This window comes from Erwinia sp. S43 (genome assembly GCF_016624745.1).
Taxonomy (GTDB): domain Bacteria; phylum Pseudomonadota; class Gammaproteobacteria; order Enterobacterales; family Enterobacteriaceae; genus Erwinia; species Erwinia coffeiphila.
Genome location: NZ_JACVTX010000006.1, coordinates 133,047 through 147,961, shown reverse-complemented (window position 1 = coordinate 147,961; position 14,915 = coordinate 133,047). Strand labels below are relative to the sequence as shown.

20 protein-coding genes, 1 tRNA gene and 1 pseudogene are annotated in these 14,915 nt (G+C 47.5%); 18 read left to right on the top strand and 4 right to left on the bottom strand.

Going from position 1 to position 14,915, the window contains the following annotated elements; genetic code table 11:
* Positions 1 to 102: 102 nt before the first annotated feature.
* From IBT47_RS10545 to IBT47_RS10510, 8 genes are all read left to right on the top strand, one after another.
* Positions 103 to 179, top strand: a tRNA-Arg gene (locus IBT47_RS10545).
* 468 nt (positions 180 to 647) lie between these two features.
* Positions 648 to 1,388 (top strand): hypothetical protein, encoded by a 741-nt coding sequence (locus tag IBT47_RS27070; RefSeq protein ID WP_234471833.1) that lies wholly within the window; start codon positions 648 to 650, stop codon positions 1,386 to 1,388.
* Positions 1,381 to 2,061, top strand: coding sequence for a hypothetical protein (locus IBT47_RS10535; RefSeq protein WP_200560411.1), 681 nt, complete (start codon positions 1,381 to 1,383; stop codon positions 2,059 to 2,061). Before IBT47_RS27070 ends, IBT47_RS10535 begins: the two co-directional genes overlap by 8 nt.
* The gene (locus IBT47_RS10530; protein WP_200560410.1) at positions 2,054 to 2,281 is read left to right on the top strand and encodes a hypothetical protein; all 228 of its coding nucleotides are present in this window, start codon (positions 2,054 to 2,056) and stop codon (positions 2,279 to 2,281) included. The genes IBT47_RS10535 and IBT47_RS10530 overlap by 8 nt, the downstream gene beginning before the upstream one ends.
* 2 nt (positions 2,282 to 2,283) lie before the next feature.
* Positions 2,284 to 3,024, top strand: a complete 741-nt coding sequence (locus IBT47_RS10525) for a DUF2786 domain-containing protein (protein WP_200560409.1) — start codon at positions 2,284 to 2,286, stop codon at positions 3,022 to 3,024.
* Positions 3,017 to 3,349 (top strand): hypothetical protein, encoded by a 333-nt coding sequence (locus tag IBT47_RS10520; protein ID WP_200560408.1) that lies wholly within the window; start codon positions 3,017 to 3,019, stop codon positions 3,347 to 3,349. The genes IBT47_RS10525 and IBT47_RS10520 overlap by 8 nt, the downstream gene beginning before the upstream one ends.
* Before the next feature lie 48 nt (positions 3,350 to 3,397).
* Entirely contained in the window at positions 3,398 to 3,643 is a 246-nt protein-coding gene (locus IBT47_RS10515; protein ID WP_105595615.1) for a DUF4224 domain-containing protein, read from the top strand.
* Positions 3,643 to 4,665: a tyrosine-type recombinase/integrase gene (locus IBT47_RS10510; protein WP_200560407.1), complete on the top strand. Its 1,023-nt coding sequence runs from the start codon at positions 3,643 to 3,645 to the stop codon at positions 4,663 to 4,665. Before IBT47_RS10515 ends, IBT47_RS10510 begins: the two co-directional genes overlap by 1 nt.
* Before the next feature lie 282 nt (positions 4,666 to 4,947).
* Here the strand turns inward: IBT47_RS10510 and IBT47_RS10505 are convergent, their stop codons facing one another.
* The 4 genes from IBT47_RS10505 to IBT47_RS10490 are packed head-to-tail and all read right to left on the bottom strand — an operon-like array spanning position 4,948 to position 7,713.
* On the bottom strand, positions 4,948 to 5,658 hold the full coding sequence (locus IBT47_RS10505; protein WP_200560406.1) for a hypothetical protein: 711 nt from the start codon (positions 5,656 to 5,658) through the stop codon (positions 4,948 to 4,950).
* 29 nt (positions 5,659 to 5,687) lie between these two features.
* Entirely contained in the window at positions 5,688 to 6,704 is a 1,017-nt protein-coding gene (locus IBT47_RS10500; protein WP_200560405.1) for a tyrosine-type recombinase/integrase, read from the bottom strand.
* A gap of 10 nt (positions 6,705 to 6,714) precedes the next feature.
* Complete coding sequence (locus tag IBT47_RS10495; protein ID WP_200560404.1) at positions 6,715 to 7,353, bottom strand: type VI secretion system-associated protein TagO; 639 nt, start codon at positions 7,351 to 7,353, stop codon at positions 6,715 to 6,717.
* 21 nt (positions 7,354 to 7,374) lie between these two features.
* Complete coding sequence (locus IBT47_RS10490; RefSeq protein ID WP_255569897.1) at positions 7,375 to 7,713, bottom strand: helix-turn-helix domain-containing protein; 339 nt, start codon at positions 7,711 to 7,713, stop codon at positions 7,375 to 7,377.
* A gap of 84 nt (positions 7,714 to 7,797) precedes the next feature.
* Between IBT47_RS10490 and IBT47_RS10485 the strand changes: the two genes are divergently transcribed.
* From IBT47_RS10485 to IBT47_RS10445, 10 genes and pseudogenes are all read left to right on the top strand, one after another.
* On the top strand, positions 7,798 to 7,989 hold the full coding sequence (locus tag IBT47_RS10485) for a hypothetical protein (protein ID WP_105595588.1): 192 nt from the start codon (positions 7,798 to 7,800) through the stop codon (positions 7,987 to 7,989).
* A 9-nt stretch (positions 7,990 to 7,998) separates the two neighbouring features.
* On the top strand, positions 7,999 to 8,202 hold the full coding sequence (locus IBT47_RS27065; protein WP_105595589.1) for a DNA-binding protein: 204 nt from the start codon (positions 7,999 to 8,001) through the stop codon (positions 8,200 to 8,202).
* Positions 8,203 to 8,421: 219 nt separating this feature from the next.
* Complete coding sequence (locus IBT47_RS10480; RefSeq protein ID WP_200560402.1) at positions 8,422 to 8,721, top strand: hypothetical protein; 300 nt, start codon at positions 8,422 to 8,424, stop codon at positions 8,719 to 8,721.
* A gap of 205 nt (positions 8,722 to 8,926) precedes the next feature.
* Positions 8,927 to 9,160 carry a DUF2732 family protein gene (locus IBT47_RS10475; protein ID WP_200560401.1) on the top strand — a complete coding sequence of 78 codons (234 nt, stop codon included), beginning with the start codon at positions 8,927 to 8,929 and terminating at the stop codon, positions 9,158 to 9,160.
* Positions 9,160 to 9,387, top strand: a complete 228-nt coding sequence (locus IBT47_RS10470) for a TraR/DksA C4-type zinc finger protein (protein ID WP_200560400.1) — start codon at positions 9,160 to 9,162, stop codon at positions 9,385 to 9,387. The genes IBT47_RS10475 and IBT47_RS10470 overlap by 1 nt, the downstream gene beginning before the upstream one ends.
* Positions 9,384 to 9,722: a hypothetical protein gene (locus IBT47_RS10465; RefSeq protein ID WP_200560399.1), complete on the top strand. Its 339-nt coding sequence runs from the start codon at positions 9,384 to 9,386 to the stop codon at positions 9,720 to 9,722. Before IBT47_RS10470 ends, IBT47_RS10465 begins: the two co-directional genes overlap by 4 nt.
* Positions 9,719 to 10,579: a Dam family site-specific DNA-(adenine-N6)-methyltransferase gene (locus IBT47_RS10460; protein ID WP_200560398.1), complete on the top strand. Its 861-nt coding sequence runs from the start codon at positions 9,719 to 9,721 to the stop codon at positions 10,577 to 10,579. Before IBT47_RS10465 ends, IBT47_RS10460 begins: the two co-directional genes overlap by 4 nt.
* Positions 10,576 to 12,625, top strand: a pseudogene (locus IBT47_RS10455) (replication endonuclease); the annotation flags it as partial. The gene IBT47_RS10460 and the pseudogene IBT47_RS10455, both read left to right, overlap by 4 nt.
* 614 nt (positions 12,626 to 13,239) lie before the next feature.
* On the top strand, positions 13,240 to 14,151 hold the full coding sequence (locus IBT47_RS10450; RefSeq protein WP_200560397.1) for an endonuclease/exonuclease/phosphatase family protein: 912 nt from the start codon (positions 13,240 to 13,242) through the stop codon (positions 14,149 to 14,151).
* Positions 14,148 to 14,666 carry a hypothetical protein gene (locus IBT47_RS10445; RefSeq protein ID WP_200560396.1) on the top strand — a complete coding sequence of 173 codons (519 nt, stop codon included), beginning with the start codon at positions 14,148 to 14,150 and terminating at the stop codon, positions 14,664 to 14,666. Before IBT47_RS10450 ends, IBT47_RS10445 begins: the two co-directional genes overlap by 4 nt.
* Positions 14,667 to 14,915: the final 249 nt, after the last annotated feature.

Sequence of the window (14,915 nt, the reverse complement as noted above, 5' to 3'; positions counted from 1 at the left end):
AGTAATGCACCGTAGTACGAATGCTGTGTGTAGTCTTGGCGGTTGGCAGGGTATTGCCACCCAGGGTAGATAGTTTTCAGCCCTGTTAACCGCCCTTTTTAAGCGTCATTAGCTCAGCTGGATAGAGCACCGGCCTTCTAAGCCGTAGGTCACTGGTTCGAATCCAGTATGACGCGCCAACACAACGATAAGGGCGTTTGCAAAGCGGGTGTTTTCGAACGCTTTAGAGACGTGGAGTAAGCGCCTTTTTCATTGTGGTGAATGCGCAGGCTGATGCGCTAAGTGGTCGATAGCCAGTGCAATGGTTGTCATGAGTGAGTGAAACACGCGAAAGCAAAACCTGACCAGCACAAGCCGGAAAGATAGCAGCACCGGCCACCACAACCTCAGTGGGCATTAGTGATTTATCACACTGCCGCTAAAAGCCCAGAGTACCTGTGAGCGGCTCAAAAAACACAGGGGAGCTGGTTCAAGCCCAGCACACAACAGGTGAGAGCATTGCAAGAGGTTGGCCAGCCGCTCTGCATATTCACTAGCAAAGATGGCAGTGCTCTCTCCGTTGTGTTGCATCCGGTGATGGTCAGGTCTAATCCCCCTGATGCAGGTTCAACTCCTGTCAGCACAATCTTCGGGAGAATCACAGGCTGATGTGGTGCGTTGCAGCGCCCACCAGCCCACTTATTAATAAATTCGGTTTGCTGAATTATTGCCATCTCGGCAAGGGATTCGTGCAGCCTGAATATGGCCGGGAGGCTAATTACATGACCAGCAAAAACACAGCATTACTCGATATGCCAAGCGCTGAACTCGTTAAAGAAGCGTATGGCAAAGCAGAAGAGCTGAAACTCTCTTTCCCTGAAATCAGCGCCCTGCTCCGTGCAGCTGCCGGACGTATCGACGTGTTTAATGCCCTGCTCGTCCTTTCCTCTTCTGTGAACGTTCAGCGTTATTCGCCTGATTACCAGATGCACATGAATCACGAGATGGCCATCATGCGTCCCAATGATAAGGGGACGTTCGTCAGCCTGGCTGATTATGTTGCCCTGTTGAAAGAGCGTAATGATCTTAACTACCAACTGCAGGCTCTGGCCGCTGAGAATTTAACGTCCAGAAATGCCGTTCAAGCATTCTGCGATGTCGTCCAGTCAAACACTGACGCCATAAGTGAAGAAGTTGGTGCGGATGGCGTTCGGGTCATCTTGGCTGCCATGAGTGCTACCGGAAATATGCCAGCCACCGACGCCATCCTGCGCGAAGTGCGGGCGATGGGTGCTGACGAGTGCGTGCGGCAACTGATGATATCAGATGACGATTATTTTTTAGATGCGCCGAATATCTGCGCAGATGTAGCCGCCCGCATCCGCGCCGGGGAGGTGACAAATGTCTAACTTGATCCGCTTTATCCGTGATGTAAGCAGCCACCAGTTGGAAGTCATCCGTGATGATGGCCTGTATCGTCACCTGCGCTTCTCACGCCCAAACACCAACGCTTATTACTTCGATATCGTCACCTGGCCGGGATATCTGACCGTCACCGGCGATATGGGTACGTGGACGTTCAGCCGCATTGCCGACATGTTCCAGTTTTTCGCAGCGGAGCGCCAGAGCTTCGAAGTTAACCCCGGCTACTGGTCTGAAAAATTCGAATCTGGCACTGGGCGCAGTCGGCATGACACTCCTTGCTACGAGTTCGACGGGGATGCGTTCGACAAAGGGATACGTGAGTGGCTGGAAAGCTACCTTGCTGATTGCGAAGACGAGGACGACGCAGATACCGCAAAAGAGGCTGTTCGCGAACTGACCGGCAACGGCTTCCGTGATGAAAAGGATGCATATTACGCGCTCAACGATGCCTTCTTACCTCACAACGTAAGCTCGTACGACATTTCTGAGGGCATGGGGTCAAACATGAAATACAGCCACCACTACCTGTGGATCTGCTACGCCATCGTGTGGGGCATCGAACGCTACAACAATATAAAGCTGGTCAGTAAGGCTATGGATACCTTCCTGAACTTCCTGCCGGTACACGCTGCTATTCGTGAGGTTCATCATGGCTAAAACTCAAATGCAGCTAGCCAACCGCGCCTGGCGGATTGAAACAAAGTCGCTGGGATGGCATCGCGGTTGGAAACGTGGCCGCAAACAGTGGAAGGAGTTCTGCCGGGCAAACGCCGCAGTCACCGTTGAAGAGCGCCAGCGCAGCGGTGAGCCTGATTTTGAAGATATCGGCGATGCCTGCTGGCATGTGGCCGAAGAACTCACCTACTGGGGAGAATAGCCATGCGTGATGATAACGCTCGTAAAAAGTACATGGCGAAAATCCAGAAGCTGATGCGCCTCGCCAATAACACCAGCAGCCCGGAAGAAGCAGCAAGTGCGATTGCAAAGGCTCAGGCTTTCATGCGTGAGCACGGTATCAGCGACACGGAAGTGACTTTCTCGGAGATCAGTTCCAGCTCAAGCAAAGGTGCGCCAAGCGATGCACAGAAAATGCCTCTCTATATGTCGCATCTGGCCGCAACGATCGAGAAAGCCTTTGCTGTGAAATGTGTCTTCTCATGGCGCAGGACATCAAACTGGACACCTAAAAGAGTCGTCAGTTTCTTCGGGCAGGATGGCCGCGACGTTGTTGCAGCGTACGCATTTGACGTGCTGAGCCGCCAGCTGCGTGCCGCTCGTAAAAATTATCAAGCCACGCACCTCAGGCGTTATGCGCGGAAGAATGTCACTGCCCTGGCCGATAAATTTTGTGAAGGATGGGCTGGCGGTGCATATCACGCCGTTAGCGCATTGGTTATTTCAGAGGAGCAGAGCCAGCATATGCAGGCTTACTCAGAGAAGATGAAGTCTGATGGTGTGGCGGAAGCTAAAACACGCGAGGCTAAAAAATGTAATGGCCACCAGCAGGCCGCATGGCTGGGTTACAGCGAAGGGATGAATGCCAGGATTCATCACGGCGTGAGCACAACTCATAAAGACCCGGAAGCTATCTGCTTTAGCCCTGGTGACAATCATGGGTAAGTCCGCAGCAGAACGTAAAGCCGCGCAACGGACGAGGCAGTCTGCCACCGGCACCCGCAAGCTGGAACTGCAGCTCGACCAGCAGGAACTGTCCATGCTGGAGCAGAACTGCGCCGCCCGTCGCCCCGGCCGGGAACGGTATGATCTTAACGAGTACGTGACCATGCTCATCCGTAGAGATAATGCCGAGCTACAGCACCTACTAAAAATAGTAGGTCATTGCGGCAAGTGTGGTGACAAAGCACCGGTTACCAGCTGCCCGTGTGTCGGTGAAGCGGCGTGCTGGGTAACGAATGGATGGCAAGAACTCAAATTAACAGTGTGACATGTCACGATGCTTTTTAACCTGTTGCAGCAGGATTGGGAGATAACCATGAGCCAAAGCGTTTCAGCAGTACACGGAGAAAACGACATCATTTCTGATGCCGATATTTTTGCTTTGACCGGCTACAAAATTCCTTCAAAGCAATGCGAAAGCCTCCGTGAAGCTGGGATATTTTTCATTATCCGGCGAGACGGCCGACCGCGCACAACATGGCGGCACTTTAACGATCCCCTTTCGCAGAGGAAAGTTAAAACTGATGACGGTTGCGAGCCAAACTTTGGAGCATTGGATTAATGGCACGACCACGGGCAAATAAAGCAGATTTATGGATGCCGCCCCGGACATACCGGGGCAGATCAGCATATGAGTTCCACCCAAAAAATGGTGGTGCTATACGATTATGCGGCTTTGATTCTACCCAGGCTGAAGTGTGGAGCGCGTACGAGGCGCTCATTAACGATCGCAAGAATGAAGATTTTTTTGAAGGGCTTACAGAGAGCTTTTTCACTTCCGCTGATTTCTTTGAACTGTCCTTCGAAACCCAGAAAGACTACAGAAAATACTCAGTTAAAGTGCTTTCTGTTTTCGGGAAAATGCCACCAGATGCAATCAAGCCAGAACACATACGCAAGTACATGGATAAAAGAGGACTTAAAAGTAGGACGCAGGCTAACCGCGAAAAAGCTTTTATCTCCCGCGTGTTCCGGTGGGGTTATGAGCGGGGAATGGTAAAGGGTAACCCCACCAAAGGCGTTAAACAGTTTAAAGAGGTGGCTCGTGACCGTTATATTACTAACGCTGAATACTCTGCCCTCTACAGCGTTTCACCACCCGTAGTCCAGGTTGCTATGGAACTGGCTTACCTTTGCTGCGCACGTCAGGCTGACGTTCTTGAAATGAAGAAGGGCCAACTGATCGAGGAAGGTATCTTGATCAAGCAGAGCAAAACGAGTGTTGCACAGATAAAAGCCTGGAGTCCAAGGCTTGAGAGTGTAATAAAAGCGTGCAGCGCCCTTCCACTAAAATCAGGCATGAGCACTATCTATGTCATCCACCAGCCGTCGGGTAGCAAATATACGCGGGATGGTTTCAATAGCCGTTGGTTGAAAGCCAAACAGGATGCGAAAGCCGCATTCCCTGAAATTGACTTTAACTTCACTTTTCACGATCTGAAAGCAAAAGGCATTTCTGATCTGTCCGGTAGTCTCTATGAAAAGCAGGCTATTTCTGGCCATAAAAATGTTGAACAAACGGCACGATATGACAGGAAGATTGTGGTGGTTCCGGTAGTCGGTGGGCAGAAGAAAGCAGAATAATATTAGGAAGGGGTATTAGGAAACTGAGGACGGAAACAAAAAAACCGCCCAAGGGCGGTTCACGACATTACTACATATTGCTTTGATTTTATTCGTTTTAATCGGCACTTCGAATATGGTGCCCGGAGTGGGACTTGAACCCACACAGCCATAAGCCGAGGGATTTTAAAAAATATGCAGGCATCTTATAAATCATAACCTTATGATATTAAAGAGAAGATTAATAAGCCATAGTTGCTAAATGTTACTCTTAGGGTAAGTTCATCGCCATTTCAAATCACCTCAAAAACCAAACTTTTCCCTTCGCTTTAATATTTTATCTAATTCATCATTTAAATTTAACGTCTTTAAATCATCATTAGCGAGAGATAATATAGTTGTACTCCGCGATATAGATCGCCGAACATCATCCCCGTGAATTTTTTTTTGCTCCATAAAATACTCATTGCCAGAAATTAACTTGAAATCAATCATTTCAAGAACTTGTTTTTTATATTCATCATTCAACCTTAAGATAATTGGCACTATGAGATCAATGACACACTGACCATAATTGATCGCTTCATTCCTTTTGGGGATATATCCATTATGCGCAACCTTATTCCTTAAGTTAAATAGTTTTTCACTTATAATTTCTGGCTTACTATTAAAGAATGCAGCATAAGTAAAAATGAAGGCACCTAATTGCCTCTCAGATTGTTTTTTCACGCAGCCCCATGATAATTCGATTATTTTTAAATCACTAACCTTTGAAGCCATAACAACCTTAATAAAATATTCATAAAATCTTTCTAAACTTGCAGCGAAAGAAAGAACTCCCTCACGATAATATCCATCTATTATTGCATTGGCACCATTATCGAAAAGATCCTCAAATTTCATTGTCTGTGAAATTATAACTGACTTATGTCCATTTTTACAAACATGAAAATAATACCCCTCATCATTCAGCAAATCACTTGAAATAATAATTTCTCTCTTAGAATCAAGCATAGAACATTCCATACAAGTAACTAAAACTTTCATATCACCTCAGCTTTGGCATTCATATTATCAAATGGGTTCAGGTTAACTGCTGCTTCAAGATGCTCAGGAGCGAAATGCGCATACCTCATTGTCATCGTGATCGAGCTGTGACCTAGGATCTGCTGAAGCACCAGAATGTTTCCGCCACGCATCATAAAATGGCTGGCAAAGGTATGTCTTAAAACGTGTGTTCTCTGACCGGAAGGTAATTCAATCCCGGCTCTCTTTAGAGCAGAGGCAAAAGCTTCATAGCAGGGTGAAAATAAACTTCCTCTCTTCTGTGGCAGCAACTCCTGAAGTTTTTTTGAGATAGGTATCGTGCGGTTTTTTTTGCTCTTAGTCTGAGTGAAAGTGACTCGCCCTGGCATAACCTGTGATTGACGTAAGTCCTGCGCTTCACTCCATCGCGCACCGGTAGCAAGGCAGATGCGGACGACTTTGCCAAGGTCGGGGTTTGCAGACTCGTCACATGATGCCAGCAGTCGCTTGATCTCATCTTCATACAGGAACGCCAGTTCCTGATCACCTTCACGGAACTGGCGAATGCCATCAAGTGGGTTTTCCCTAACCCATTCCCCCATCCTTTTGAGCTCAGAAAAGACAGCATGAAGATATGAGTATTCACGGTTTACAGTCGCTTCCTTGAGTTGCTTTTTGCCTTTAGGATTCCATTCGCCACGCAACCTACGCTCGCGATACACGGCAAACATATTTTTATCGAAGGTATCAACCAAAGGGTCATTAAGCCGGGCACAGATTGCATCCAATTTGGCTTTTCTTTCTGCACCTGATGCCAATGACTTGCCGTGCATTTCATACCAACGTGAAACCAGCTCAGAAAGAGTCTGCGTACTGGCGGTCAGCCCGGTATCGTTAGCCCGCCCCACAAGACGGCGCTCATATGAAAGCGCCTCACCTTTCGTCGCGAATTGCTTTCGCTCACGCCTGCCTGACGCACCGTATGGATAACATTCGCAGAGCCACTTGCCGGATGGGAGTTTACGAACTGTCATATGCTATTGCTCACCATTTACACTCATGCCTAAGAGGTTTAATGGCCTCCGATAAGCCAGCCAGATTGAAAGTCGCATCTACAGAGTTCTCTCCATAAGGCGTAACTCTAAGAAAAACTTTTTTGCTATCTATTAATTTTTTGGCAAATGTGATTGCATTCCCCGGATAAAAAACGGATTTACTATCTGTCGATAAAAGCATTGTTTTTTGCATTACTTTTTCGGAATCAATTCTCTGTATCATGGGAATTTCATTGGTGCCTAAGAATTGCCCCCAATCTACATAAATATATGTTTTACCTTCGCGACACATAGCATTTAGTGACGGATAAATCTGCTCGCCGAAACGAGTTCTTATAGTGCCTGTGGAATTTAAACTAACAAAAACATTCCATGAGTCGTCAATCTTCGACTGCACTTTGTTGATGCTCCACTCTCCAACATCCCCCTCTGGCAACCCTTCCTGTAAGCCATCAGGCTCTTGGTTGCCTGTACTTTTTGGTAAGGAGTCAAAGCACTGCAATCGCTTTGAATCATCCTTGAGGGACTGGCATTCATTGAGCGAAGACGCAGAGTGACCTTCAGCAATCGCCAGTTTAATTGGAGAGATAACAAAAAAAGATAAAACCACAATCATTGTTTTTTTCATAATAATCACCAGGGTTTATTATTATTTTCTGTCTATCTTTTTAGTTACTTTGGCTGACGCGAACGCATTGCCAACCGCCTGCATATTTAAGCGTGCCGCATCATCCATTGAGCGGTAATTCTCTACGAGTATTTGCTCTTCGGTTGAAATATTTTGCGTGGGGCTTTTTAGTCCCGTAATTATGAATAAAACATCAGCACCGGCCACGTGCAGTGCTTCCAGAAGTGACGACTTTGGCTCTGTCTTTCCAGCCTCATAATCACAATAGGTTCTAAAAGCCACCCCGCCAATCTTAGCCATCTCTGTTTGTGTAAAGCCAAGTCGCTCCCGCTCTTGGCGTAAACGGTCCCCAAGCTGCATTTTTCTGCAAACCCCCATTGACTATTCGCAGATTTCTGCAAATAATGTTCTCTACGAATAACTAGCAGATCACAATATACCACTATGAAACAAGAACTACATGAGGCTCGCTCGCGCCTGCCGCGAGGAATTGCGGCTAAAAACCCCGTTCCAATGCGCTTGTCGGAAGATGAGCGTGCAGAACTTGAGGCTATCGCCAATCGCGAAAGCCGTTCCAGTTCCAGCATGGCCCGCCTGATCTATCTCCGCGGTCTTGAAACCTTCACCGACAAGTAAGGGCGTATTATGGGAAACGTAACCATAAACATCAGCGTGCCTACCCCATACGTATCACTCAATCGTTATGCAGAAATGGTGCAGATTCCGCTCCGAACCTGTCAGCGAATGGTTTCAGAAGGTCGGATCATCATTCGCCCAAAGAAAAGGGCTAATGAAAGGACAGAAGTGAATTTGGTGGCAATGCTCAAAGACGCTATCGCGAATAGCTAGAAAAGGGAAAACGTCGATGGTTAATAGCGCTGGCGCGACGATCCAAATATCCAAACACACGCGCCTTTATTGTGGTTTCACTATTCAGATATGCCCGCAGCACAGCAAAACTAAACGCCGGACATATCAAATAACTAACAATGGAATTTATCTGGGTCGTGATTTCTCCTCAGCCGAGGCGGAAAAAACCATAGATGAAATTATTAAAAGGGCGAGGAAATGAAAAAAGCATACGCAGTCCTGATTAACGAATTGCTTCAGCAGTATCACTTTAAAAAAGAAAACCTGAATTGTGCCGTCGCCACCGCCGAGGCAGTTCGCCAGCTGTCGCTGAATGATTATGCCTTTCGCCTTAGCGTAGGCATGGAAGGGTTAGCCAGCGTGGCCCGTGCCGCTGGTGATGATGTCAGCGCTGATGCACTGGAATCCCTGGTCAGCATGTGCAATTGCGGTGAGATACCCTCACCTGTCAGCCTGGAACACTTTTCCGCACAGCCGGGTAAAACCGGCCCTATTTAATGACGCATTAATTAGTGCCTCATTAAATAGGAGATATCTGGTCGCGCCCTGACAAGAATGGGCTGCAATAGAGCGGATTATCTCCTATACCAAAACCGGGAATTCTTGATAATCCCGAAATACTTTTCCGTTAATCCTTAATGGTCAATAAAAAGGCGAATCTGTTCGCCGGGATTTTTATTGCCAAAATTCAGGAGTTCAGAAAATGCGTAATGTAGAGCGTCGGCCTATTCAACCTGGCGTTGATGATGCAGGAATAAATTTCCTGCTTACCGAAGCCCGCAAAGACGAGCGCAGAAATCGCGCTGAAGTTATGGCGGCCCGCCTTGAAAGAATCGCAATCCATATTGTGCGTAGTCAGATGAATGCCACAGCCGCAGCGGAATTGCTGTGCGCAGAGGCTGAAAAAATTCGCAATGAAGCGCGGGAGATCTGCTGATGGCTGACGTAATCGACATTGCGCAAGAACATGCCGCCGCCACGCTTGAGCGTCAAATCATCGCGGCCAGATCGCATGCAACGGCAGAAAGTGCATTTTTCTGTGAGTCCTGCGGCATAGAGATTGATCAGCTGCGGCGAATCGCCGTGCCGGGCGTTTCAACGTGCCACCACTGCCAGTCACTGATCGAGTGTCGCGCAAAGCACATCAAAGGCGGTGCAAAATGAGCAAAAAAATCGCGATAAAAGTGCAGAGGGATTACAGAGATATCTTTGTTAAGTATTTCATTTCTGGCTGCATTGTTGACTCAAGCGCATCCGTTAGCCGTGTCGATGATGATGCTGCTGAGTTCTGGACTTTGTATGAGCGGGACACGGATGGTTTAAGCCATGCTGTCTGTGATTTCACAGATAAGGGATCGGCTGAACGTGCAAAACAGGCATTTACTGAAAGAGATATCTTAAAGCGCTATGTGGAGCAGGAGTGCTTTGTCCAGACCAGTAATGGGTTTGACTGTGCCACAGTTGCCATGCCGCAAGACAGCAAAGGCGGTGCCTTATGACCGTCAAAACCCCTTTGAAGTGGGTCGGCAGTAAGTCAAAAGTGATGACCGAGCTGAAAAAGTTTCTGCCAGCCGGTCAGCGCCTGGTTGAACCGTTCGGCGGATCATGCGCCGTCATGATGGCCACCGACTATCCTGCCTATCTCGTCGCTGATATCAACAGTGACCTTATCAACATGTACCAGCAAATACAGCTGCACGAAAACGCATTCATTGCGCTGGCTGCGAAGCTCTTCGCCCAATTCACCACTGAAACTGACTATTACGCATTGCGTAACGAGTTCAACAATGAACCGGGCATGACGCTGCTGTATCGCGCCGCTGTTTTTCTTTACATGAATCGCCACGGCCATCGCGGCATGTGCCGGTACAACCGCAACGGGCATTTTAATATCCCGTTCGGCCACTACAAAAAACCGTATTTCCCGCTTGAAGAAATCAGGGCGTTTGCTGAGAAGGCAAAGCGCGCAACGTTCATTTGCGCCGAATTTCCCAAAACCCTGCAAATGGTTAAACCCGGTGATGTGGTTTATTCAGATCCCCCGTATGAGGGCACTTTCAGTGACTATCACACCGAGGGTTTCGATTTAAGTATGCAGTCACAGCTGGCATCGCTACTGGAAAGAGCGGCTAAAACATCCCCTGTCATTGCCTCAAACAGCAACACAGCGCGAACCCGGTGCCTGTATGCCCTCTTTGATACCACCACAATTAACGCCCCACGCAGCCTGGGATTTGCCGCTGGTGAAGGTAAAAAAGCATCTGAAATAATCGCAACCTTATACCCGGAGCATTGGATAGGTTTTGATCCAGCAGCCGGAGATGACAGCACTGTTGTTCAAGAGGTTCTGTCTTGAGCAACGCCAAAGCCATTACAAACGGCGGCCCAAATGAGGCCGCCGGTGCTTTTTCATGGAATGCCCCAAAAAAGGCCGTTAATCCTTACCTGGACTCCGCACAGGCAGCGCCTGAATCCGCACTTTCAAACCTGATCACTCTGTACGCAAAAGACAACGAGCGTGAACAGCTGCGCCGCGAGGCGTTGAGTAATGAGGTCTGGAATCGCTATTTCTATAACGAGTCGCGCGATCCCGTTCAGCGCGAGAATGATCAGACCGACTTACTGAGCCGGTCGAAAATGGCGCATGAGCGCCAGCAGTTCAGCCCGGACCTGATAATACGTGCGGACGTCCACGCCCAACCATCATTCATCAGCAAACCGATGCTGCAACGTATTGATTACCTGTACAGCCTGGACAGGCCGAAAGCCTATTCACGCTATCTGCGTGAGACTGTCAGACCATGCCTTGAACGCCTCGATCGCGTGCGTGACTCGCAGCTCTCCATCTCTTTCCGTTTTATGGCGAGCTATCAGGGACTGGACGGTCTGCTGGTGATGCCCGAAATGAATCAGAACCAGGTGAAAAGGCTTTCCACCCTGGTTGCTGCGCACATGGATATGTGTCTGGAGGCCGCATGCAGCGAGTTTCTGACCGGCGGTGATTCGCTGCCTGAACAAATCAGGCGTGTGTGGGAACGCGTTGCTGATGAGGCAATGCGCCTTGATGTTATCCCGCCCGCCTTTGACAGGCTGCGTCGCAAAAAGCGTCGCCGTAAACCTGTGCCTTACGACCTAATCCCTGGATCAATAGGGCGTATGCGCTGTGCCGACTGGTGGTATGGCAAGTTATGGCAGATGCGCTGCGAATGGCGCGAAGAACAGCTTCGCGCGGTATGCCTGGTCAACAAAAAAGCATCTCCGTATGTCAGCTATGAGGCGGTGATCCATAAGCGCGAACAGCGTCGCAAAGCGCTGGAGTTTTTCCGCGCGCATGAGCTGGTGAATGAAGACGGTGACACGCTGGATATGGAAGACGTTGTGAACGCCAGCAGCAGCAACCCGGCGCACCGGCGCAATGAAATGATGGCCTGCGTGAAAGGCCTGGAGCTGATCGCCGAGATGCGCGGCGACTGTGCGGTTTTCTATACCATCACCTGCCCTTCCCGCTTCCATGCAACGCTTAGCAATGGCCGCCCTAACCCAACATGGAAAAATGCCACCGTAAGGGAAAGCAGCGATTACCTGGTAAAAATGTTCGCAGCCTACCGTAAGGCAATGCACAAGGCTGGTCTACGCTGGTATGGCGTGCGTGTGGCTGAACCTCACCATGACGGTACAGTACACTGGCACCTGCTGTGCTTCATGCGCAAAAAAGACCGCCGGGCAGTCACCGCAATGTTGCGGAAATTCTCTATTCGTGAAGATCGCGCAGAGCTGGGGAACAATACCGGCCCTCGTTTCAAATCAAAGCTGATTGACCGCCGAAAAGGGACGCCGACCAGCTACATATCGAAATACATCAGTAAGAACATCGACGGACGCGGGCTGGCTAACGAGGTCAGCAAAGAAACCGGCAAGTCACTGCGTGATAACGCCGAGCATGTTACTGCCTGGGCATCACTGCACCGCGTCCAGCAATTCCGTTTCTTTGGCATACCGAGTCGCCAGGCTTACCGCGAACTGCGTTTGCTGGCCGGTCAGGCTGGCAGGCAGCAGAAAGACAAAAAACCGGGCGCTCCTGTACTGGAAAACCCGCGCCTTGATGCCGTCCTGGCCGCTGCTGATGTGGGTTGCTTCGCCACATACATCATGAAACAGGGCGGCGTCCTGGTACCGCGCGATCTCCACCTCATACGCACCGCATACGAGATCAACGAAGAGGCAAACGCCTACGGCGATCACGGCATCCGTATTTACGGCGTGTGGTCACGCCTTGCGGCTGGCCGGATATGCACGCATGCGACGAAGTGGAAAAAGGTTCGTAAGACCGTTGACGTTCAGGAGGCTTCAGCCGATCAGGGCGCTAGCGCCCCTTGGACTCGTGGCAATAACTGTCCCCCTGAACAAAAAACCAGCAAAAGCGGGACAGTTATCCACAGCATTCCGTCAGAAATGACGGTGCCGGCAGCTGAAATATGGCCGCCTGATCTGAATAAGGCGACCAGACAGGAACGCCGGGAGATCCTCCGGCGCATCCGCAGTGAAAACGCACCGCCAAAATCAGCGAGAAAAGCAGCCTATGCACCAGAGGACAGCCCGAAAGTGGCTGAAATTTATGATTTCGCGCAGTCTATTGGTTGGAACGATACAAACCTTAGACTTTGGGCCAGACATCTGGCCGCAGGGAATGAGCTTTCACTCAGGGGCAATAGATACTTCTCCAGAGGAGATGGGAAAATTTATAGCAAAAAAGAGGTCACTGACAGGACTCAAGAGAACAGAATGAGCGCCTTGAGGTCGAAGTCGTTAGTCGAAAGATTTGATGAAATCAGGCTTAAGGTGAAAAATTTAAAATAATTACACTTAACAATTAACTAAAAAACATCAACAGTTTCACGTATCTACGCACTAGTATTGTTGAGTTCGTTGACTACAAAACCTGTAGGATTCATAATCTTTATTGAAAATTTCCAACCAAATTTTTCGGAACGCTTGTGGATTAGGAAATCAGCCTAAATGACTGAAAAAAACACAGACACATTGACTTTTGCATGGTGGAACACAAGTTTATCTCCTCATTCTCAAGAGAACAGCTCAAGTAATGAACATAAGAGCTTTGCTATTCATATAGTCGCCAATCTCATTTTAGAAAAGAATGTTGACGTTCTTTGTTTATGCGAGGTTGCAAATCCAGATATTGAACTTTTAAGAGTTATGTTTATAGGTAGTGATTTTTCTATTTACGATGGAACGTTACGAGATGGAAGGAAAAGGTTTGATTTATGCATAATTTATAGAAGTAGTGTTTTAGAGCTTATCAATTCTGAAATTATAAGTAAAAATCAGGTAAGCCGTAAAATTCATGCAGGACAAGAGATCGACTTTTCTATAAAAAGTACCAAAGAAAATCTAACTTTATACCTCGTACATTGGTCTAGTCGATTATATGATTACGAAGGATCACCGAAAAAAATTCTGCTAGGATCACTACTTAGAGATGCTGTAATAGCCAGCATGGAAACAAGAAACATAAAAAACATCATAATTCTCGGGGATTTTAATGAAGAGCCTTTTAATCATAGTTTGACTGATGGACTATTCGCCTCAAGAGATATTTTCATGGTTAGAAAAAAACCAAACCTTTTATACAATCCATTTTGGAGGCATATGGTTTATAGTAACCCCCATCCATATAACCAAGAACTTAGAGGGTGTGGTACATATTATTATAAAAATAATGAGTCATGTTACTGGAGAACTTTTGACCAAATAATTTTCTCCTCAAAATTTGTTCATGGCGGAAATTGGTTTTTAAATGAATCAAAAACCGAAATATATTATGACGAAGAATTGATGAAGCTAGTGATGAGTTCAAAATCAAAGTTTGACCATCTGCCAGTAATTTCTTCTATAGAGAGAACCTTATGAAAGATTACAAAGAGTCCTTGCTTGCGGGATTACAATTAGCGAAGCAAGCAGAAAAAAACAAACTTGAGATTAGCTGCACCATTAGTGCAGCTAGCGATCAAATATCAGAAATAACCGAAAAAAAAGCCAAGCTTGGAATAAGGAACTTTTACAAGGATGGCATGAGTGGTGATATTTACGGGGCGTCATTAATAAAATTCAATGAAATTCTCGGAAAAAAAGACATTAGAGAAAAATATCAAGCTCTTGCAATTCTTGATTCTGAAGACAAAAACCCCATTGAAGTTGCTGAGTGGTCCCAGAGCGATAACGGATACCCCTGTACAATTTCATATAATGGACAAAAACTTTTTTGCTCGACTAAGGAAGAGCTTGAAAACACACTTGAAGGTTTACTTTTGGAGGTAAAGACAGGGAAAGCAATTCTTAGTCAAATTAATAGATTCGACAAAATTGCAGAATCAAAAATTGCCAAAGCTCAAACTGACAATTCACCTCCGGTAAAAGATGATTAGTTACTTATAGTCAGCTTGGAATATTTAAGTAAATGATTAATGAGTGGTTAATTATTTTTTCGCCGATGTAAAGCAAAAAGATGCACAATTTTGCACAATTTTTTACCTGCCTTGAATAGCCGCCCGCACCAGTACTGGCGGCGCTCGGCCCGGTTTTGAAACCTGCACAAAAAGAGGCAGGTTTCATGTGCGGGCGAGGCGGGGGAGCAATCCCGCGCTTTGGGGTGCACAGGGGGTCAAGCTTGGCCA